18 protein-coding genes are annotated in these 20,044 nt (G+C 49.7%); 6 read left to right on the plus strand and 12 right to left on the minus strand.

What is annotated here, in order from left to right; all coding sequences use genetic code 11:
* Nucleotides 1-2 precede the first annotated feature (2 nt).
* The 4 genes from ABD836_RS04180 to ABD836_RS04195 all read right to left on the minus strand — a co-directional run bounded on the left by ABD836_RS04180 (nucleotide 3) and on the right by ABD836_RS04195 (nucleotide 5,002).
* Nucleotides 3-770, minus strand: coding sequence for a Na(+)-translocating NADH-quinone reductase subunit C (locus ABD836_RS04180; protein WP_344932595.1), 768 nt, complete (start codon nucleotides 768-770; stop codon nucleotides 3-5).
* Nucleotides 763-1,959: an NADH:ubiquinone reductase (Na(+)-transporting) subunit B gene (locus ABD836_RS04185; protein ID WP_344932597.1), complete on the minus strand. Its 1,197-nt coding sequence runs from the start codon at nucleotides 1,957-1,959 to the stop codon at nucleotides 763-765. Before ABD836_RS04185 ends, ABD836_RS04180 begins: the two co-directional genes overlap by 8 nt.
* Nucleotides 1,960-1,962: 3 nt before the next feature.
* Nucleotides 1,963-3,303, minus strand: a complete 1,341-nt coding sequence (locus ABD836_RS04190) for a Na(+)-translocating NADH-quinone reductase subunit A (RefSeq protein ID WP_344932599.1) — start codon at nucleotides 3,301-3,303, stop codon at nucleotides 1,963-1,965.
* A 232-nt stretch (nucleotides 3,304-3,535) separates the two neighbouring features.
* The gene (locus ABD836_RS04195) at nucleotides 3,536-5,002 is read right to left on the minus strand and encodes a glyceraldehyde-3-phosphate dehydrogenase (RefSeq protein WP_344932602.1); all 1,467 of its coding nucleotides are present in this window, start codon (nucleotides 5,000-5,002) and stop codon (nucleotides 3,536-3,538) included.
* A 162-nt stretch (nucleotides 5,003-5,164) separates the two neighbouring features.
* Here ABD836_RS04195 and mfd point away from each other — a divergent pair, with 162 nt between their 5' ends.
* Both mfd and ABD836_RS04205 read left to right on the plus strand, forming a co-directional pair.
* A complete protein-coding gene (gene mfd, locus ABD836_RS04200; protein WP_344932605.1) occupies nucleotides 5,165-8,608 on the plus strand; it encodes a transcription-repair coupling factor in 3,444 nt (1,147 codons plus the stop codon).
* 44 nt (nucleotides 8,609-8,652) lie between these two features.
* Nucleotides 8,653-9,420, plus strand: coding sequence for a CsiV family protein (locus ABD836_RS04205; RefSeq protein WP_344932608.1), 768 nt, complete (start codon nucleotides 8,653-8,655; stop codon nucleotides 9,418-9,420).
* 61 nt (nucleotides 9,421-9,481) lie between these two features.
* Here the strand turns inward: ABD836_RS04205 and ABD836_RS04210 are convergent, their stop codons facing one another.
* Both ABD836_RS04210 and ABD836_RS04215 read right to left on the minus strand, forming a co-directional pair.
* On the minus strand, nucleotides 9,482-10,225 hold the full coding sequence (locus ABD836_RS04210) for an S-methyl-5'-thioinosine phosphorylase (protein WP_344932610.1): 744 nt from the start codon (nucleotides 10,223-10,225) through the stop codon (nucleotides 9,482-9,484).
* A complete protein-coding gene (locus ABD836_RS04215; RefSeq protein ID WP_344932613.1) occupies nucleotides 10,218-11,336 on the minus strand; it encodes a mechanosensitive ion channel family protein in 1,119 nt (372 codons plus the stop codon). The genes ABD836_RS04210 and ABD836_RS04215 overlap by 8 nt, the downstream gene beginning before the upstream one ends.
* Nucleotides 11,337-11,590: 254 nt before the next feature.
* Between ABD836_RS04215 and ABD836_RS04220 the strand changes: the two genes are divergently transcribed.
* From ABD836_RS04220 to ABD836_RS04230, 3 genes are all read left to right on the plus strand, one after another.
* The gene (locus tag ABD836_RS04220; protein ID WP_344932616.1) at nucleotides 11,591-11,911 is read left to right on the plus strand and encodes a DUF6763 family protein; all 321 of its coding nucleotides are present in this window, start codon (nucleotides 11,591-11,593) and stop codon (nucleotides 11,909-11,911) included.
* Nucleotides 11,912-12,086: 175 nt separating this feature from the next.
* On the plus strand, nucleotides 12,087-12,689 hold the full coding sequence (lexA, locus tag ABD836_RS04225; RefSeq protein WP_344932619.1) for a transcriptional repressor LexA: 603 nt from the start codon (nucleotides 12,087-12,089) through the stop codon (nucleotides 12,687-12,689).
* A gap of 4 nt (nucleotides 12,690-12,693) precedes the next feature.
* Nucleotides 12,694-13,110 (plus strand): hypothetical protein, encoded by a 417-nt coding sequence (locus ABD836_RS04230; RefSeq protein ID WP_344932622.1) that lies wholly within the window; start codon nucleotides 12,694-12,696, stop codon nucleotides 13,108-13,110.
* 59 nt (nucleotides 13,111-13,169) lie between these two features.
* Here the strand turns inward: ABD836_RS04230 and ABD836_RS04235 are convergent, their stop codons facing one another.
* The 5 genes from ABD836_RS04235 to ABD836_RS04255 all read right to left on the minus strand — a co-directional run bounded on the left by ABD836_RS04235 (nucleotide 13,170) and on the right by ABD836_RS04255 (nucleotide 17,553).
* Nucleotides 13,170-13,433: a hypothetical protein gene (locus tag ABD836_RS04235; RefSeq protein WP_344932625.1), complete on the minus strand. Its 264-nt coding sequence runs from the start codon at nucleotides 13,431-13,433 to the stop codon at nucleotides 13,170-13,172.
* A 90-nt stretch (nucleotides 13,434-13,523) separates the two neighbouring features.
* Nucleotides 13,524-14,009 (minus strand): hypothetical protein, encoded by a 486-nt coding sequence (locus ABD836_RS04240; RefSeq protein WP_344932627.1) that lies wholly within the window; start codon nucleotides 14,007-14,009, stop codon nucleotides 13,524-13,526.
* Nucleotides 14,010-16,706: a type I DNA topoisomerase gene (topA, locus tag ABD836_RS04245; RefSeq protein WP_344932630.1), complete on the minus strand. Its 2,697-nt coding sequence runs from the start codon at nucleotides 16,704-16,706 to the stop codon at nucleotides 14,010-14,012.
* Nucleotides 16,707-16,823: 117 nt separating this feature from the next.
* Complete coding sequence (locus ABD836_RS04250; RefSeq protein WP_344932633.1) at nucleotides 16,824-17,063, minus strand: DUF1653 domain-containing protein; 240 nt, start codon at nucleotides 17,061-17,063, stop codon at nucleotides 16,824-16,826.
* Nucleotides 17,050-17,553, minus strand: coding sequence for a hypothetical protein (locus ABD836_RS04255; RefSeq protein WP_344932636.1), 504 nt, complete (start codon nucleotides 17,551-17,553; stop codon nucleotides 17,050-17,052). Before ABD836_RS04255 ends, ABD836_RS04250 begins: the two co-directional genes overlap by 14 nt.
* A gap of 84 nt (nucleotides 17,554-17,637) precedes the next feature.
* On the opposite strand from ABD836_RS04255, the gene ABD836_RS04260 reads away from it, so the two are divergent.
* On the plus strand, nucleotides 17,638-18,078 hold the full coding sequence (locus ABD836_RS04260) for a universal stress protein (RefSeq protein ID WP_344932638.1): 441 nt from the start codon (nucleotides 17,638-17,640) through the stop codon (nucleotides 18,076-18,078).
* Nucleotides 18,079-18,092: 14 nt separating this feature from the next.
* Here the strand turns inward: ABD836_RS04260 and ABD836_RS04265 are convergent, their stop codons facing one another.
* Nucleotides 18,093-19,988 (minus strand): ATP-binding cassette domain-containing protein, encoded by a 1,896-nt coding sequence (locus ABD836_RS04265; RefSeq protein ID WP_344932641.1) that lies wholly within the window; start codon nucleotides 19,986-19,988, stop codon nucleotides 18,093-18,095.
* Between the last annotated feature and the right edge of the window lie 56 nt (nucleotides 19,989-20,044).

Here is a 20,044-nt window from a genome sequence, read left to right on the forward strand (position 1 = left end):
TTCTATGCCTCCCCTGAACGCAAGTTGCTTAAAAAAGATTTATAACCGAGTTCACCCATCCAGAAGCGCAGTAAATTGCTAACACCACGGCTGGTTAAGGTTGCGCCAGAAAGCGCGTCTACCTTGTTTTCGGCATTGGGCGTGCTGCTGTCTACATTGCCTTTGATCAACTCAATAGCAACATCGCCGTCGCTGTAGATCTCTTTACCGGGCCAAATCGCCTTCCACTTAGGGTTATCAACTTCACCACCCAAGCCAGGCGTTTCACCGTGCTCGTAAAAACCTAGACCGACGACGGTATTACAGTCATTTTCCAAAGCCAAGAAGCCGTAGAGTGTCGACCACAGACCGTAGCCTCGCACCGGTAAGATAATTTTATCGAACTGACCGTCTTTCTCGATCAAATACACCATCGCATAGTTTTCACGACGACGAATTTTAGCCAAATCGTCTTCGCCCAATGCAATAGAAGTGGCTGAATCTTTCGCAACTTTCGCTTGGTCAAAGCCTTTAACTGTTACTTCGTCGGTGAACTTACCGGTCTCCAGATCAACAATTTTAGTAGTGACCTGTTTAAATTGCTCTTCAACGCTTTCACCTGGCACTAATAAGCCCGCCGCTGCCAAAATATTGGCCTTGCGATCAAGGGCTTTGTTAATTACCTGAGCCGGTTTCAACATAACGGCTGCACTGGCAACTACCAGAGCACAGACGATACACAGGGTAACGGCAACCAGCAGCGTTCTCGGGATACTGTCGTTATTAGCCACGTGCCAACCTCCGTTTGATATTTGCCTGCACCACAAAATGGTCTATTAGTGGCGCGAATAAATTAGCAAACAGAATTGCCAACATCATGCCCTCTGGGAAAGCAGGGTTCACCACTCGAATCAGCACTACCATACAACCGATTAGCGCACCAAAAATCCACTTACCGGTATTGGTCATTGACGACGACACCGGGTCAGTAGCCATAAACATCATGCCGAAGGCGAAACCACCGAGTACAAGATGCCAATGCCAGGGCATAGCCATCATCAGGTTGTCGCTCTGCATAGAGTTAAACAGCATAGACAAGCCAAACATCCCAATTAACACGCCAGCTACGATGCGCCACGATGCGATGCCAGTCCAAAGTAATACCCCGCCGCCGATGAAAATCGCGAGCGTTGAAACTTCACCCATAGACCCGTGCATATTCCCGAGGAAGGCGTCCATCCACGTCATCTTTTCTTGCAGAACGGCCATTCCGTCACTAGCTACGACAGACAGTGGCGTTGCGCCGGTAAAGCCATCAACAGCAGTCCACACCGCGTCACCAGACATCTGCGCCGGATAGGCAAAGAATAGGAACGCGCGGCCCGCTAATGCAGGGTTCAAGAAGTTTTTGCCGGTGCCGCCAAATACTTCCTTAGCGATCACCACACCAAAACTAATGCCCAAAGCCACCTGCCAAAGAGGAATGCTCGGTGGGCATATAAGTGCGAACAAGATGGAAGTAACGAAGAATCCTTCATTAACCTCGTGTCCGCGCTTCATAGCAAATAGGACTTCCCAGAAGCCACCAACTACAAACGTAACAGCGTAAACCGGAATAAAGTACCAAAAGCCATGCCAAAAATTATCCCAAATACTGGCCGGGTCGTATCCCGCCATCATTGAAATCATTACGTGGCGCCAGCCTTCACCGGCGGCAATGCCGGAATCGAGCATAATTTGGTTGGCTTGAAACCCAATATTCCACATGCCATAAAACATTGCAGGGAAAGCACAAAACCAAACAGTAATCATAATCCGCTTAAGGTCTACACCGTCGCGAACATGCGCATTGCTTTTAGTAACACTTCCTGGCGAATAAAAAATAGTATCTGCAGCTTCATAGAGTGCATACCATTTTTCAAAGCGGCCGCCTTTCTCAAAATGCGGCTCCATGTCGTCGAGAATTTTTCTCAGCCCCATTATTTAACCCTCTTTCTCTATGCGGCTTAAATTATCGCGAAGGATCGGGCCGTACTCGTATTTGCCGGGGCAAACATAGGTACACAGCGCGAGGTCTTCCTCGTCTAACTCTAAACATCCCAATGACTGCGCCATCTGGGTATCACCCACAATAATCGAACGCAGTAACTGGGTGGGCAGAATATCCAACGGCATAACGCGCTCGTATGCGCCAACAGGCACCATTGCACGCTCACTACCGTTGGTATTCGTGGTGTAGGCAATCGGCTTTTTAAAGAATTGCGAAATATAAATACGCAGCGCCGAATGCTTGCTCACACCGGGCGATAACCAGCCCATAAAGTCACGGTGAGTACCTTCAGCCAAGACCGTAACTTGATTGTGGTACCGACCAAGAAAAGCCATTGCGCCACGCGCTGTGCGGCCACCCAAAACTGATCCCGAAATCACCCTGTTATTGCCTGGGCGAATTTGGCCTGCACACAATTCTTCAAGGCTCACGCCAAGCCGCGTACGAATCAGCCGAGGCTTTTCTACCTGGGGACCACCAAGAGCAACGATGCGCTCTGTGCTCAGCCGCCCTGTAGTAAACAACTTACCAATAGCAATAACGTCTTGATAGCCAATTGACCACACCACTTTCGTCGCGCTTGCGCCTTCCAAAAAGTGAATATGAGTGCCTGCCAAACCAGCTGGGTGAACGCCACCGAACTCGGCGACACGAAGCTGATCATTATCAAGGCTCGGCACACTGCTACCCGGCGCAACACATAAATGCACCTTGCCATCAGTCAACCGACACAATAACTCAAGGCCATTACTAAACTCATTTTCAGCTTCAGCAATGACAACCGCAGGATCAGCGGCTAAGGGATGTGTATCTATTGCAGTGACAAAAATTGCCGCTGGGCTACTGCCTATCGCTGGCACTTTGCTAAAGGGTCGAGTCCGAAATGCTGTCCACAAGCCAGATTGCTGAAGGTTTTCAGCGACCAGCTCTGCGCTCAAGCTACTCAGCGCACTGGCCTCATATTGAGCAAAGCTTTCGAAATCGTCGTCTTCAACGTCGATAACCACCGACTGCAAAACGCGCTTCTCGCCGCGATTAATCGCAGAAACAAGACCTGTTGCAGGTGCGGTATAACGAACGCCAGAATTTTTCTTGTCGGTAAACAATAATTGACCGGTTTTAACCCGATCACCGACTTTGACCGCCATGGTCGGCTTCATGCCAAGGTAATCGAAACCTAGCACAGCTACCGAACGCACTTTTGAGCCAGGCTCAATGTGCTGGACTGGCGCACCGGATATGGGCAGATCCAGGCCCCTGGTAATTTTGATCATAAGGCTGCCTAACACTCTTATGGTTGAACGCGAAATTGCAAATCTGCGTAAATTCGGGCGTGAAAACGCGCCGAAAGTAGCGCACCAAACGATATTCTCGTTGTGCGCCACAAAAACTGCGGCAAGTATAAAGACTCGCCGGACTGCTTACCACTGTATGACCAAGGATATCGGCCATCAGCGTAAACATTTACGGCCAAGGCTGAATAAAATTCAATTCAGCCTAACCCACTTAGTCTTGGGGATAAACCGCGTATTCAACACCGGCCATTTTTTCAAGTACGCGATGAACCTGGCAGCTATAGCCAAATTCATTGTCGTACCAGCAATACAAAATGGCACTTTTGCCGTTAACAATCGTGGCTTCACTGTCAAATACACAAGCGTGGCGAGAGCCCACAAAATCACTAGAAACAACTTCAGGTGAATTCGAATAGTCGATTTGTTTACGCAGTGGCGAGTGTAACGCTACTTTGCGCATAAACTCGTTCAATTCTTCTTTGGTCGTAGCAGTCTTTAGATTCAGCTTAAGAATCGCCAGCGATACATTTGGTGTAGGCACCCGAATCGCGTTACCACTTAATTTACCCAGCATCGCCGGCAAAACTTTCCCAACCGCTTTCGCAGCGCCAGTTTCAGAAATAACCATGTTCAGCGGCGCGCTGCGCCCACGACGATCACCTTTGTGGTAATTATCGATAAGGTTTTGGTCATTTGTGTAGGAATGAACTGTCTCTACGTGACCATTCTCAACACCAAACTTATCGTCCAGCACCTTGAGTGGCGGCGCTATAGCATTGGTAGTACAGCTCGCTGCCGAGATAATCGTGTCTTCAGGAAGGATTTGATCACTGTTTACGCCATGAACGATGTTCTTCATATCACCCTTACCAGGCGCAGTCAGAATCACTTTAGCGATACCTGGACGACCTAAGTGGGTAGAAAGGCCTTCTACGTCACGCCATTTACCAGTGTTATCAACCAAAATAGCATCATTGATACCATAGGCAGTGTAGTCGACTTCTTCAGGTGAATTCGCGTAAATCACCTTCACTTCTACGCCATTAGCAACAAAGGACTGACGCTCTTCATCGACCCGAATAGTGCCATTAAAAGGCCCGTGAACTGAATCGCGACGCAGCAAGCTAACACGCTTAACCAAATCGTTTTCAGCGCCGCCATGACGAACAACGACTGCACGCAGGCGCAAATTCGCCCCACCGCCAGCCTTTTCAATTAACAGGCGAGCAACTAAACGGCCGATACGACCAAAACCGTATAGCACCACGTCACGTGACGGCCGAACGGGTTCTTTGGCGCCGCCAATCAAGTTTTCTACCTGACTGCGAACAAAGTCTTCTACCGATAAACCAGCCGCTTTGCCGGTTTCTTCGTAAGACACTGCAATCCGGCCTGCATCGATATGTGCAGTACCGAGATCTAACGTGGCGAGTGCTTGAATAATCGGAAAGGTTTCAAATTCTGAAATTTCATTTTGCTCTACCTGCCGCACAAAGCGGTGGGCCTGCATGATATCTAGCACCGAAAGGTTAACCAGATTCTTTCCATAGATGTAGGTTTTAACGTTATTGCTACGGTATAGCTTACCTATAAGAGGGATCATTCCCTCCGCTAACGCTTCGCGCTCTTTCCAATCGGCGAAATAATCATCAGGACGCTCACGTCTTCTTTCAGTCACAGCAGATACCCTTTGAATGGAGGGGGGAGAAAATTGTGCGCGTATTATCTTTATTACTGCGCCTAAGTTCAACCGCCCATCGCCATCTGTGCAATGTAATAACTACCAATAGCGGGTTACAATGGCTCGTTTACCGCTAACCTAAAGCAGAATTTTCCCACAGTGATTGAATTACCCGTAATTAAGTCTCTCCCCAAAGCTGGCGTGTTGCGCTGGGGTCAATGCCCCGCGGCAAGCCACGGCCTAGTTGCCGCGGAACTAGCCAGAGCACTGCAAAGCCCGGTGTTACTGCTAACGGCCGACACCGCTTCGGCCTACCAGCTTGAGCAAAACCTGCGGTTTTTCGCTGCCGAACTACCGGTTAGACTGCTCCCTGACTGGGAAACCCTGCCCTACGACAATTTTTCGCCCCACGAAGATATCGTCTCGGAGCGTTTGCGGACCCTCGCCGAACTACCAGACATGGTAAACGGGATTTTAGTCGCACCAATTAGCACACTAATGCAGCGTATCGCGCCACCCGACTACGTTCGCCAACACAGCCTGCGGCTCAAACTGGGCCAGAACATCGATATCAACCGATTTCGGCTTGAACTAGAGAAAAGCGGCTACCGCAACGTTGACACTGTTTACCAACATGGTGAATACGCTAGCCGTGGCGCCATTATTGACGTCTACCCGATGGGTAGCGACTTACCCTATCGCTTAGACCTCCTCGACCAAGAAATTGACAGTCTGCGCAGCTTCGATCCAGAAACCCAGAGAGGCCTAGAGGCCGTTGACGAAATAAGCCTACTGCCAGGCAAAGAATTCCCTCTAGACGACGACGGCATTGCCTTATTCCGGCGCCAGTGGCACGAACGTTTTAATGTCGACCACCGTAAATGCCCGATTTACCAAGATATCAGCGACGGGATCGCACCAGCAGGTATCGAATATTATCTTCCTCTATTCTTTGAAGAAACCGGCACGCTATTCGATTATTTACCGTCCTCAACATGGGTACTTAACGCCAGCGGCATCGAAGCAGCTGCAGAGCACTACTGGCAAGACATACAGCAGCGCTATGAACAGCGATTAGGCGACTTACAGCGGCCAGTTCTGCCACCTTCCAACGTATTTCAGACTGTGCCTGAATTATTCGCCACCCTGAAAAACTACCCGCGCATCAGCCTAAACAAAGAAACACTACCGGCGACCGCCGGCGGCGTTAATTTCGCGATTGAAACCGCCCCCCCACTTAACATTGACGCCAAATACAGCGACCCCATTGCCGCACTGCGAAATTACTCCGCAAACCGTAAGGTATTGTTGTGCGCTGAATCCGCCGGCCGCCGGGAAGCGCTAATTGACCTGCTGACACGCCACAAACTCAAACCGAAATCATTCACCAGCTGGCGAAACTTTGCCGACAGTGACGCCCAGCTAGGCATCACAATTGCGCCCCTAGACGAAGGAATCTCAGCAGGCTCACCCCAAGCGTTCGCCCTCATCGCCGAGTCACAATTGTTTGGCAAGCGAGTTTCACAGAGTCGTCGCCGCAAAAAAGCCGCGGCGAGCACCGCCGAGAGCGTGGTTAAAAATTTGGCCGAATTGCGAGTCGGCACACCAGTGGTACACGCCGATCACGGCGTCGGCCGCTACCTTGGCCTACAGTCACTGAACATCGACAATCAAAGTAATGAATTTCTTGCTCTAGAGTACGCCGATGGCGCCAAACTCTATGTACCAGTGGGTTCACTGCAATTAATCAGCCGTTACAGTGGCGCCGACGACGACACCGCGCCACTGCACCGACTAGGCACTGAGCAGTGGAGCAAGGCCAAGCGCAAGGCTGCGGAGAAAATTCGCGATGTCGCCGCCGAATTGCTGGACATTTACGCCCGCAGAGAAGCCCGCGAGGGGCGCGCCTTTGAACTCAGCGATCTAGATTACAATCAATTTGCCGACGCCTTTCCGTTTGAAGAAACCCCTGATCAACAAATTGCTATTGAAGCGGTGCTCAGCGATCTAAAATCAGCTCGCCCCATGGATCGGCTAGTTTGCGGCGATGTGGGCTTTGGGAAAACCGAAGTTGCCGTGCGCGCCGCCTTTGTCGCCGTGCAAAACGGCACCCAGGTCGCCATCCTGGTACCAACCACATTGCTCGCTCAACAGCATTTCGAGTCATTCCGAGACCGCTTCGCCGACTGGCCCGTAAATATAGAAGTTCTTTCGCGATTTAGAAGTGCCTCTGAGCAAAAAGGCGTAATTGCCGAACTTGCCGCGGGCAAGGTGGATATATTAATTGGCACCCACAAATTGCTCGGCAATGATATTCGCTACAAAAACCTAGGCCTCGTTATTATTGATGAAGAACACCGCTTCGGAGTCCGTCAAAAAGAAGCCTTGAAAAACCTCCGCGCCGAAGTCGATGTATTGACCATGACCGCGACGCCTATTCCGCGCACATTAAACATGTCGATGGCCGGCATTCGAGATCTATCAATAATCGCCACCCCGCCCGCTCGACGCTTATCGGTCAAAACCTTTGTTAGGGAGTCCGACGACGGCTTAATTAAAGAAGCTATACTCCGAGAAATTCTTCGCGGCGGCCAGGTTTACTACCTCCATAACGAAGTTAAAACCATCGAAAAAACCGCTCGAGATTTAGAGGCAATGATCCCAGAGCTTCGGATTGGCGTGGGGCACGGCCAAATGCGCGAGCGCGAACTTGAACAGGTGATGAGTGATTTTTATCACAAGCGTCACAACGTCCTTGTTTGCTCAACCATTATTGAAACCGGTATCGACGTCCCCAACGCCAACACGATCATTATCGACCGCGCTGACAAATTTGGCCTCGCCCAACTTCACCAGCTACGTGGCCGGGTCGGCCGCTCGCACCACCAAGCCTACGCTTACTTACTAACGCCGCCAGAGAAACAACTTACCGGCGACGCCCAAAAGCGCCTTACTGCCATCAGCGAAGCCGACACCTTGGGCGCAGGTTTCACGCTTGCGACACAAGACATGGAAATTCGTGGCGCGGGGGAATTGCTCGGTGAAGGCCAAAGCGGCCAAATTCACTCCATTGGCTTCACTCTGTACATGGACATGCTCGACCGCGCGGTAAACGCAATCAAGGCCGGCAAAAAAATCAATTTAGAAGACAACAACGCCGATCACATCGAAGTCAATTTGCGCCTACCGGCGCTGATACCGGACGATTATTTGCCCGACGTCCAAAGCCGTCTAATGCTCTACAAGCGTATTGCGGGCGCGGCCAACAGCCACGAATTGCGAGAACTGCAGGTTGAAATGATCGATCGTTTTGGCCTATTACCAAATCAGGTCAAAAATCTATTTCGCTGCGCCGAAATCAGACTCCACGCCGCTGCGCTAGGCCTGAGCAAAGTCGAAGCCTCCAACCAAGGTGGACGAGTCGAATTTGGCGACGACACCCAAGTTCATCCGCTGAATATCGTTAAACTCGTGCAATCTGCACCCGCAAGCTACCAACTCGATGGCGCTAATGCCCTTAAATTCCGCGAACCTTTAGACGAACCAACACAGCGCTTTGAATTTATTGAAGCACTATTGGTCAAGCTAGAAGCAAAACACTAGAATTACAGGCGCACCACCGCGTTTAAAATATGAGATCGAACACTATGAGCAAAACTGATCACCGCTGCTATGCACTACTCCTATTTATGCTTTGGGGTTTCAGCGCGGCTGCATTCGGCCAAAATAATGATCGTTTTCATATCGACATGGTGATTTACGGCAATAATGATCCCGCAAATATGTATGAAGAAGAATGGCCAGACAATGTGCATTTGCGCTACCCGCGAAACTGGGTGCGCCTGCAATCAAGCACCGGCGCGAGTTCTCCTCGTATTGTTGATAGTAGCGATCCTGAATTTGCCAAAGCAGCCAAGTCGCTACGAATGTCCTCTCGCTATAAACCATTATTTTTAGCAAGCTGGGAACAAGACCTTAAGCCACGCAAAAAAGCCCCGGCCATTTTGATCCAAGGCGGTAAACGACACGGTAAACACTACGAGCTAGAGGGTTATGTTCGAATTGCGGTAGAGCGCTATCTGCATCTGGATACCAATCTTTGGCTGGTAAGCTATGGCAGCCGCGGTGGTGATTACTACCTGCCCCACCAACCACAAAGTTATGACGAAGTCGAAGAGCCGTTGCCATTAGCGAATCAAGGCTTTGCCACCACGCCCGAGTACGCCCAATTCAAGGAGCAAAACCCTGGATTTCAGGCCAATACGCCCTACCAGCAAAACACCGACAACCCGATTGAACAGATAGTAGTCATGAAACAACACCGGCGGATGCGCAGCGACGAACTCCACTTTATCGATCACCCAAAATTCGGCGTAATCATCAAAGTAACCAAAATCCCCCCGCCAACTAATTAACATTAGACCAGCGCTTAGCCGAGTTATTAGCCTCGGCTAAGTTATTAGCAAATCAAATGATCTAATACTCGGCAATACAGTCGGCAAGAATAGCCTTTACCTGCAACATGCCGGTATCAATAACGGCGCGAATATCTTCCATCGTAATCAGATTATCGCTAAGTCCCGCCCCTGGATTCACGACCAACGACACTGAAGCATATTCCAAACCAGCCTCTCTCGCGAGCGCGGCCTCGGGCATTGCGGTCATACCGACGATGTCGTTACCGTCATTTGCCAGTCGCCTAATCTCCGCGGCCGTCTCCAAACGCGGGCCCTGCGTCACGGCATACACACCATAGTCTTCGAACGCAATATTGGCGTCAACAGCCGCATTAGCGAGTCGAGAACGCAAATCCTGGCTGTAGGGATAGCTGAAATCGATATGCTCAACCTTGCCATTCTCACCATCAAAAAAGGTTTGCGCACGGCCCCAAGTGTAATCGTTAATCTGGTCCGGAATGGCAATAACCCCCGCCACAAAACGCTCACTAATACCACCAACAGCGTTAACCGCAATAACGGCGTCTACACCCGCCTGCTTGAGCGCTGAAATGTTTGCGCGATAGTTAATCGCGTGCGGTGGAATTTCATGGCCGTGACCATGCCTAGCAAGAAACAAAAATTCAGCCGATTTATAACGTATCCGCTGTAGCATTGCGCTAGGCACACCAAAGGGCGTTTCAACTGCGGTTTCTTCTAGCACTTCGGCACCAGGCCAATCACACAAGCCTGTTCCGCCAATAACCGCTATTGTTTTAGTCATTTTTTAACTCCGCAATCCGCCCTTGGGCATTTTCAATTGTTATGGGATCCATCTTAACCGTGGTGGTCGGAAACGCTACATCACCGCCGAGCTCATGAATAATCGCGAGTATCTGCAATAACACATCTTGTTTTATTCGGTGATACTCAACCCAATTAGTGGTTTTGGTAAAGGTGTAGACAAAGAAATCCAATGACGACGCATTGTATTTATTAAAATTTACAATCAATGTTTTGGCCAAGTCTATGTCGGCGTGATTTTCCAACATAGCCCGAACCTTATCGATAATCGCCGGTAACCGCGCGGCATCGTCGTAGCGCACGCCGATAGTTTCATAGATTCGGCGATTTAGCATTCGTGATGGATTTTCGACAGAAATTTGAGCAAAGGTCGCATTCGGTACATAGAGCGGCCGCTGATCAAAAGTACGGATCCGGGTTTGCCGCCACCCGATATTTTCTACGGTTCCTTCAATATTTTTATCAGGAGAGCGAATCCAATCACCAACCGAAAACGGCCGGTCTAAATACACCATTAAACCGCCAAAAAAATTGGCCAGCAAATCTTTGGCGGCAAAGCCCACTGCAATCCCACCAATACCCCCAAAGGCTAAAACTCCAGATATGCTATAACCTAAATTTTGCAGAATCATTAATCCAGAGACTATGATCACCGCCGTGCGCACCAATTTACCCAATGCCATTACAGTAGTGCGGTCTATGGGTTCATCTTTCGCCGTATAGTCATCCGACAACAGACGCAATTCTATCTGCCGTACCAGTGCCACCAAAAACCAAGCGAGTATTAACACCACACCCACAGCGCGCATTGAATCTAGCGCTGAAAAAATTTCAGCATCAGTTGACCGCCCAATAATTTCCAACACATGACTGGCACCAACCGCCCAAACCATAAGTATTGCGGGCCGACGTGCGGCATCGAGAAGCGCGTCGTCCCAAAGGTTGCGAGTTTTGGCAAACTTAAGCGCCAAACGTGCCATCAAGCGGCTAACAAAAAGATTTGCCGCTAAAATGATTAGCACGACAATAAACACATCACCCAACCACGGATATTGATCAGGTTGAAAACTGTCCCACCACTGTTTAAACATCACCGTTTTCCGTCATCTTGCCTATACAATTTCATTGCTAAGCCGCGCTGGCTTATACAAATGCACCATAAAAAATCAGTTTTAAAATAATGATAATAATCAAATATCAGAGCTAGCTTACTGAATATACAGTGAATTGTATAAAAGGCCTACCGCCACAATCCATACCAAATTTAGGACCCCGCAAAAATACCTACTAGACAGCAATTTTCTAAGTGTTAGTTTGAACCTAGGCTTTAGCAGAGGTGGCAATCATGACAAGACTAAGACCCCAAGTCGGAAACTGGTATAAAGATATTGAGACCGAACAACTCTTTGAGGTTGTCGCCGTAGACGACGGCAGTGACTCTGTTGAAGCACAGTTAATCGACGGTGAGCTCTGTCAATATGACATGGAGAGCTGGCGACAATTGAATTTAGAACGAGTAGAAGAGCCCGAAGATTGGCGAAACGCCTTTGAATTAAGTGATGATGACTACCGTTTTCTCGACGACACTATGGTCCCGGAAAACTGGAACAACCCGCTCTCAGAAATCGAAACAGACGTTATAAACGGCTTACTGGACGAATACTGACTGCAAGCAGTCGTCACCGACATTATTAAAAAACATGCGCCACCCGTCTTAGTTACACTTTGACGGGTTTTTTATATCGCCGCAAAAACAGCAGCTCCTTCGCATTTCATACTTGCTATCCATAAAACACTGTATATACTGACAGTACCTGTATAGATAAACAGATACTAAAATTATGGAAAAGCTCACAGCACGGCAAGCCCAAATTTTACAGTTGATCAAAGACCATATTGCGGACACGGGCTACCCACCTACTCGTGCGGATATTGCTCGAGTACTTGGTTTCCGCTCACCGAATGCTGCCGAAGAACATCTTAAGGCCCTCGCCAGAAAAGGTGCTATTGAGATCATTCCCGGTGCATCAAGGGGCATACGCCTGCCAGAATATCTCGGCATCCCAGTTATCGGCCGCGTAGCCGCAGGTAACCCAATATTGGCAGAAGCCAATATTGAGGATTACTGCGATATGCCGGCGTCCATATTTTCGCCGAGTGCAGATTACTTTCTTCGCGTAAAAGGCGACAGCATGATTAATGTCGGCATTTTCGACGATGATCTATTGGCCGTGCACCGCACTAGCGAGGCTCGCAATGGCCAAATCGTCGTGGCAAGAATTGACAATGAAGTCACTGTTAAGCGTTTCCAACAACAAAAGAGCAAACACCTCATTGCCCTGATTGCAGAAAATCCGGACTACGAGCCAATTCAAGTAGATTTACGCGAGCAGGACTTTGCCATCGAAGGCTTAAGTGTTGGCGTATTACGGCGCGGGAGTTAAAAATATGACTTGTATAGAGCAGATCCCTCTACATTACGCATCTGAATCTGCGGTTGCCGCTGGTCAGATTACCGAAATCACCATGCACAGCGACGCTCACCTGTCTAAGCCGCTATTAGCGGCCATGCTGACCCAACTCAGTGCCAATTCTGACCAGCGCTGGCTTTGCTGGGTAGCGGATCGCCCACTAAAGCCTCTGCTCAGTGAATCGAACCATCAGCACGGCCGAAAAATACTGCAGGTTGTGTCTAATACTGATCGAGATTTAACTGAAATAGCTATTCGTGCCCTAGAACGCGGCAAAAGCCATACCGTGGCAATGCTACTAGAAAGGCCTCTGCGCGACGATGAACGTCTGGCACTGGCCAGTGCGGCCAAAGCAGGTGCTGCGGAGTGTTTAGTGATTTTAATGCAGGCCTAAGAGACCTAGAGCCCGAACTCCTACCCTCAATTCAGAGCAAGCATGGTCCAAGCAGATCGTTAGTGGACGATTTTGGCCTGCAATTCCAGCTCATCAAGGTCGGCTTCGCCATCTTCTGCGAAGGCGTCCTCTTCGGCAGCGGTAGATACAGCTTCAATACCGGCTTGCACCATGGCACGAGCTATTTCTAAGCATGAACCATTGATATGTTCTCTAGTTTCATCTGAGAAACGAATCGTCACTAGTGGGTTTTCGTCACCTTCAGAACGTTGTAACACAACGTCGCCGTTAGCAAGTTCAACCAATTCTAAATATGACAGCACAAAGGATTCCTTGATATTTCTAGCGCCAACACGGCGCCGTTGCCCGTATTGTATCAAACCTCTTAAGCTAGATGCCAACCGCGGTTTATTTCAATATTCCATTAAGGTGGCGCGATGACGAGCAATCATCGATTTTAATTCGTGCAGGCATACTGCCAAATCAGGTTTTGGCGCGTTTTCAATTTGACCATCCCAAGCTAACACCCCCCGTGGCGCGGGACTTGCAGCCGTGGTTTGGATGAAAGCGTAATTAACGATGACTTCTAGCCAGCCAGGCTCTACTTCCCGACCCGCTAACTCCTCCAGTTCTGGTGGAAGGTCATCTGCTACGAATGATCGAGCATTAAACTGCCCTTGGGGCAATGTCAGTGCAAACTTGGGCTGTTGATCTATCACGTCAGCAAGGTGGCACTGGTAGGCTAATAACAACTGCCACACGATTGAATCGGTAGTGGCGCGCTGAATGTGCCCGCCCCACTCATTCGCATCAGTTGAATCAAGCTGACCAAGATACTGCTCAGCAAAATAGATGTGTAAATTACACTGGCCGCGAAAGCTTTCTTTTAGTCCCGCCAATTACTTACTCACCTTTGTTTTCTTAGCTGGCTTTTTTGCCGCAGCAGTTTTCGTCGCCTTAGCGGCCTTTTCGCGCACTACCCACTTATCATTTTCGTAGAACGCTGCCCAACCCGATGGCTTACCGTCAACTTCGGTCTGCACATACTGTTCTTTGGTTTTGCGACTGTAGCGAATCACCGCGTCACGGCCCTCTTTGTCTTTGGCCGGCGCCGCAAACAAAAAGGCGTACTTCTCGTCGATCTCACTTTGATGTGGCAGTATCTCTTTTACCAAAGGCGCCCGAGTTTCTCTGTTCCGCGGAAAACCGCTAGCCGCCAAAAACAGCCCTGCAGCGCCGTCGCGGAGAATATAATGGTCATCGACTTTTTCACATTGGAGCTCAGGCATCGGCACCGGGTCCATCTTCGGAGGAGCGGCTTCGCCGCTGCGCAGAAGCTTGCGGGTGTTCTTACACTCCTCGCCAGTACAACCAAAATACTTGCCAAAACGACCCGTTTTTAGCTGCATATCTAGGCCACATTTATCGCATTCGATAAGTGGACCTTCATAACCTTTGACTTTAAAACTGCCCTCTTCGATTTCGTGTCCACTACAGTCAGGATTGTTACCACAGACATGGAGTTTTCGCGCGGCATCAATAATGTAGCTTTCCATGGCAGTATTACATATTCCACAGCGGCGCTTGCTGCGTAAAACCTTAGACTCAGCCTCATCATCGTCGCTATCGATGCTGACAAAATCTTCTGCTGCGACAAGGTTTATGGTTTGTTTACAGCGCTCTTTCGGCGGCAATGCATAACCGGAACAACCTAAGAACACGCCAGTACTGGCTGTGCGAATTTGCATTGTACGGCCGCAATTAGGACACGGAATATCGGTCCCAGTAGGTAAATTATTCCGCATTCCTAGGCCTTCGGCCTCGGCTATCTCGAGCGTTTGACGAAACTCAGCGTAAAATTCGTTGAGTAAGTTCTTCCAATTCTTGCCGCCATTTGCGACCTCATCCAATAACTCTTCCATTCTCGCCGTAAAACTGTAATCCAGCAGATTACTAAAGCTTTCAACGAGACGATCAGTGACAATATCGCCCATTTTTTCTGCATAAAAACGCCGATTATCAACACGCACATAACCGCGGTCTTGGATAGTAGAAATAATCGAAGCATAGGTTGATGGACGGCCGATACCACGCTTTTCGAGTTCCTTAACCAGTGCTGCCTCTGAATAACGTGGCGCAGGTTTCGTAAAGTGCTGGGTGGGATCAAGCTTGATTAATTCGAGACGATCACCAACCTTCACGTCTGGCAATTCTTGATCATCTTCCTTTTTGCTAACATTTGGCGGCTGCACTTTCATATAGCCATCAAACAGCATTACTCGTCCGCGCGTACGGAGCTCATAATCACCAGCTGTAACAACGATTGACGTACTAGTAAAGCTGGCGGACGCCATCTGACATGCCACAAACTGACGCCAAATAAGAACATAAAGCCGTTCGGCGTCGCGCTCCATACCGGCCAATTGAGTCGGTTCGATATTGACATCAGACGGACGAATCGCTTCATGCGCTTCTTGAGCGCCCTCCTTACTTGAATACGATTTCGGCGCGTCCGGCAAATAAGACTTGGCAAAATTACTACTTATATAGTCGCGACAGGCCGCGACCGCATCAACGCTCAAGTTTGTCGAATCGGTACGCATATAAGTGATGTAGCCCGCCTCATAAAGTCGCTGCGCCATCATCATGGTTTTCTTAACGCCAAAGCCAAGACGCGTGCTCGCAGCCTGCTGTAAGGTCGAGGTAATATAAGGCGCACTTGGATGACTTTTTGTAGGCTTGTCTTCTCTAGCCGTAACGCTGTAGTCAACGCCGCGCAAGACCGTTGCAGCCGCCATGGCGTCGGTTTCATTATTGGGACGGAAATTTGCCCCCGCTTGCTTTTTAACTTCGAGGCGGAGCTGTCCCTTTGCTGATTTATTCTCGGTGTGGATTTGCCAGTATTCTTCAGGAATAAATGCCCGGATTTCCTTCTCGCGATCGACAATCAATCGCACGGCAACAGATTGAACACGCCCGGCCGAGAGTCCGCGAGCAATTTTTGCCCACAGTAGCGGCGATACCATATAGCCAACGACCCGATCCAGAAACCGTCGGGCTTGCTGGGCATTAACTCGGTCAATATCGAGTTCAGTGGGTTTTTCAAAAGCAGCCTGAATCGCCTTCTTGGTGATCTCATTAAACACGACGCGTTTATACCGGCTATCATCGCCACCGATGGCTTCACGCAGATGCCAGGCAATTGCCTCCCCTTCGCGGTCCAAATCCGTCGCTAGATAGATGGTGTCGGCATTTTCCGCTAATTTGCGCAATTCACTTACGACTTTTTCTTTACCCGGTAAAATTTCATAGTGCGCAGCCCAATCCTTTTCCGGATCAATGCCCATACGAGCAATAAGCTGCTGTCGCGATTTCTTCTTTTTGTGTAATTCTTTCTCTTCAGGCGCCATTTTACGGGTTAATGCCGCCGCCTTAGCACGCTCTTTAGGATCTACCGTGCTCGCCTTGGCGCTACCACTTGTCGGCAGGTCACGGATATGGCCAATACTGGACTTCACGATAAACTCTGAACCCAGGTATTTGTTAATGGTCTTCGCCTTCGCCGGCGATTCCACAATAACCAAAGATTTGCCCATATTATCCTTCTGCAATTGAAATAAGTACGTGACGCCTTAGCGGCGAGAGGCGACATATATAAGTGTTCATTTCGCCAGGGTCAAGGGGATAGCCAAGGGTTTTTTTCCCCAAGCAGTTTAATCCAGTGCCCCATCATCGGCTTTAAGCAGCTCGAACCGTGCCACCATTTCCCCTTTATATTCAAGGAGTTCAGTAAACATTGCCAAAGGCCTAACCCACAGCTCCGCAGCACCATAAAGTGGTCGATAAACAACGAGCAATTCTTCTGTCTCACTATGGGTGGCTACTTCATATACTTTGTATTCACCACCTTTATAATGCCGGTAGAGTCCTGCCGGAAGATTATTCGTTGCCAAAGTCTTTTTCCCCAACTGTTTCCAAGGCCCCTTTTTCAATAATGCCGTTAAGGCACTGGGCAATATCTGCGACCATCGTCTCGTCAGCTTGTCGCTCCCGCCAATAAACATGGAGGCCGATCGGCGTAAATTCAAGCATCGTTGCATCATTCGGCAGCAGTCCGCGAAATTCGGCGATGAGAGCCAAAACTTCTCGACTGCAGGGCACTAAATCGTCTTCGCCCTCAGGAATGTCTAATAGCCAAAATTTCCACGATGGCAGCGGCTTTTTATTGTGTACCGGCCGCGTATAACAAACGCCGAAAACATCGTCCTCCCGCCGCACGCGTTCACGACGGGATTTCGGCATGGCCACAACCTTTACAGACAAGCCAGCGGCACGCGCAGCAGCCCGCACCGCCGCTTGTTGCGATTGCCTGCGCGAGGGCAGAATCCACAGGATTGGCGCCAACATAAAGCCGATTACTGCAAAGCCAATGAGCCAAGCCATAGATTTCCTTTGTTAAACACTGGACAGTTGGCAGGCTTTATACCCTAATAAGCGAGTCAATTGCGAATATAGTTGGAGCATAAAATGCCAAATTATCAGCGAATCCTAGCCGCGATAGATCTCTCAGATGAGGCTGGCGGCGTCTTAGAGCGTGCCGCCGCTATGGCTAAACATCACGACGCCGAGCTGCATTTACTGCATGTAGTCGAGCCACTAAGTCTCGCCTACGGTGGCGATATACCCATGGATTTTTCAGAAGTACAGCTACAACTGCAGAAACAAGCCGAGGATGCGCTTGGCAATTTTGCTAAGAAGCTAAACCTCCCGAAAACACAATGCCACCTTCTCAGCGGCAGACCCGACGGCCAAATACACGAGCTGGCCAAAACCCTTGCCACCGACCTTATCATCGTCGGCAGCCATGGCCGCAAAGGCTTAGCCCTGCTGCTTGGGTCCACTGCAAATGGTGTACTCCACGGCGCCGATTGCGACGTGCTAGCCGTGCGTGTCGGCCAGCAAAGCTAAACTATAGGCGCTGGCTATTCCGCAAGGTCCAACCAGCGCTCCATCGCACCATCTAATTCAGCCTGAGTAGACGCGATTTTATCGAGCACCTCAGCTATGGTAGCTGGGTCCTGCTGGTAGAATTCGGCATTACCCGTCTTCTCACCTAATTCCTCAAGACTCTTCTCTAACTTCTCAATTTTACTTAGTAAATTATCAAGCTCACGCTGATCTTTATAGCTGAGTTTACGGCTTTTTGTTGCAGCCTTAACGACTGCCGCCGGCTGTGATTCTGCGACCTTTTGCTGAAGAGCCGGCGCCGCTTTTTGCTGCGCAATGCGACGTGACATATACGCCGACACTTCACTATAACCACCTATGTGCTCACTAATAACGCCCTGACCTTCAAATAGCAGGCAACTACTGGCGACGCTATCCACAAAGGAGCGATCGTGGCTGACGAGCAACACGGTACCGCTGAAGTCGACCAATAAACTCTCTAATAGCTCCAGGGTTTCCATATCTAAATCGTTGGTCGGCTCATCCATCACCAACACATTCGCTGGCTGACTAAACAAACAGGCCAACTGGACTCTTGCCCGCTCACCGCCGGATAAAACGCCAAAATGGCTGCGAGCCCGCTCAGGACTAAACAGAAAATCACCGAGGTAGCTCATAATATGACGATCTTTGCCATTGATGGTCACGGCATCGCGACCTTGGCCAACAATATCCACAACGCGCTGACTCTCATCAAGGCGATCGCGAAGCTGGTCAAAATACGCTATTTGCAAATTCGTACCGGCTTTTACGGTACCCGATTGGGCCTCTAGTTCACCCAATATCAAGCGCAACAACGTGGTTTTACCTGCGCCATTCGGGCCGATCAAGGCCAATTTATCGCCGCGACACACTAACAGCGACAAATTATCAACTAGCACTTTACCTGGCACTGAAAACGATACATCGGTAAGTTCAGCGACGACTTTGCCGGTCCTATCCGCCTGATTAACACTTAGATTAGCCGAGCCAGATTGAACGCGGCGCTTCGATCGCTCCGAACGCATCCGCTCCAGGGCCCGAACGCGGCCTTCATTGCGGGTGCGGCGCGCCTTTATCCCCTGCCGAATCCACACTTCTTCCTGGGCCAAGCGCTTGTCAAACAGCGCGTTATGCTCAGCTTCAATCTCCAGCGCATGCTCGCGCAGTTCTAAATAACGAGTGTAATTAGTGTCGTAATTAGTCAGTATGCCGCGATCCAATTCCACAATCCGGGTCGCCAGTTTTTCGATCAACGCCCTATCATGGGTAACAAATAACACACAGCCCTGAAAAGACATAACACATTGCTCAAGCCACAATATGCCGTCTAGGTCCAAATGGTTAGTCGGTTCGTCCAGCAACAATATATCCGGGTCACAAACCAGCGCTCGCGCCAACGCCACTCGGCGGCGCCAACCGCCGGACAAGCTGCACACTGTCGCATCAGCGTCTAATTCCAATCGCGACAGGATATTGTCAATACGCTGCTGAAACGACCAGCCGTCATTCGTCTCAATTTCGCGCTGCAAGTGCTCCAGCTCTTTTAATTCGGCATCCCCCATCTCACCATTTATCAACTCATGGTAGCGGCGCAGCACTTTCCCCAAGCCCGCCAGGCCATCAGCCACTACGTCGTAGATCGTTTCTTCTGGCGAGGCGAAATCAAGGGTTTGCTCCATACGCGCAATTTTGACCCCAGGTTGCCGCCACACCTCGCCAGCATCCACGGCGGCACTGCCCTCAACAATACGCAGCAAAGTCGACTTACCGCAGCCGTTACGCCCCAATAAGCAAACACGATCGCCAGCTTCGAGTTGTAATTCGGCGTTATCCAGTACAATCTGTTGTCCAATACTATGCTGTAATTGTGTAGCACGTAACAAAGGCATATATTTGATCCAATATAGGGTCGGCAAAGGCCATTAGGCCTCTGCAAAGTATTTTT

It is taken from the genome of Zhongshania borealis (assembly GCF_039539625.1).
GTDB lineage: Bacteria > Pseudomonadota > Gammaproteobacteria > Pseudomonadales > Spongiibacteraceae > Spongiibacter > Spongiibacter borealis.

What these genes read in the sequence shown, in the direction of transcription:
- ABD836_RS04185 (WP_344932597.1), bottom strand. Translation starts at nt 1,959, where the DNA reads ATGGGGCTGAGAAAAATTCTCGACGACATGGAGCCGCATTTTGAGAAA.
- ABD836_RS04190 (WP_344932599.1), bottom strand. Translation starts at nt 3,303, where the DNA reads ATGATCAAAATTACCAGGGGCCTGGATCTGCCCATATCCGGTGCGCCA.
- ABD836_RS04205 (WP_344932608.1), top strand. Translation starts at nt 8,653, where the DNA reads ATGAGCAAAACTGATCACCGCTGCTATGCACTACTCCTATTTATGCTT.
- ABD836_RS04210 (WP_344932610.1), bottom strand. Translation starts at nt 10,225, where the DNA reads ATGACTAAAACAATAGCGGTTATTGGCGGAACAGGCTTGTGTGATTGG.
- ABD836_RS04215 (WP_344932613.1), bottom strand. Translation starts at nt 11,336, where the DNA reads ATGTTTAAACAGTGGTGGGACAGTTTTCAACCTGATCAATATCCGTGG.
- ABD836_RS04220 (WP_344932616.1), top strand. Translation starts at nt 11,591, where the DNA reads ATGACAAGACTAAGACCCCAAGTCGGAAACTGGTATAAAGATATTGAG.
- lexA (WP_344932619.1), top strand. Translation starts at nt 12,087, where the DNA reads ATGGAAAAGCTCACAGCACGGCAAGCCCAAATTTTACAGTTGATCAAA.
- ABD836_RS04230 (WP_344932622.1), top strand. Translation starts at nt 12,694, where the DNA reads ATGACTTGTATAGAGCAGATCCCTCTACATTACGCATCTGAATCTGCG.
- topA (WP_344932630.1), bottom strand. Translation starts at nt 16,706, where the DNA reads ATGGGCAAATCTTTGGTTATTGTGGAATCGCCGGCGAAGGCGAAGACC.
- ABD836_RS04255 (WP_344932636.1), bottom strand. Translation starts at nt 17,553, where the DNA reads ATGGCTTGGCTCATTGGCTTTGCAGTAATCGGCTTTATGTTGGCGCCA.
- ABD836_RS04260 (WP_344932638.1), top strand. Translation starts at nt 17,638, where the DNA reads ATGCCAAATTATCAGCGAATCCTAGCCGCGATAGATCTCTCAGATGAG.
- ABD836_RS04265 (WP_344932641.1), bottom strand. Translation starts at nt 19,988, where the DNA reads ATGCCTTTGTTACGTGCTACACAATTACAGCATAGTATTGGACAACAG.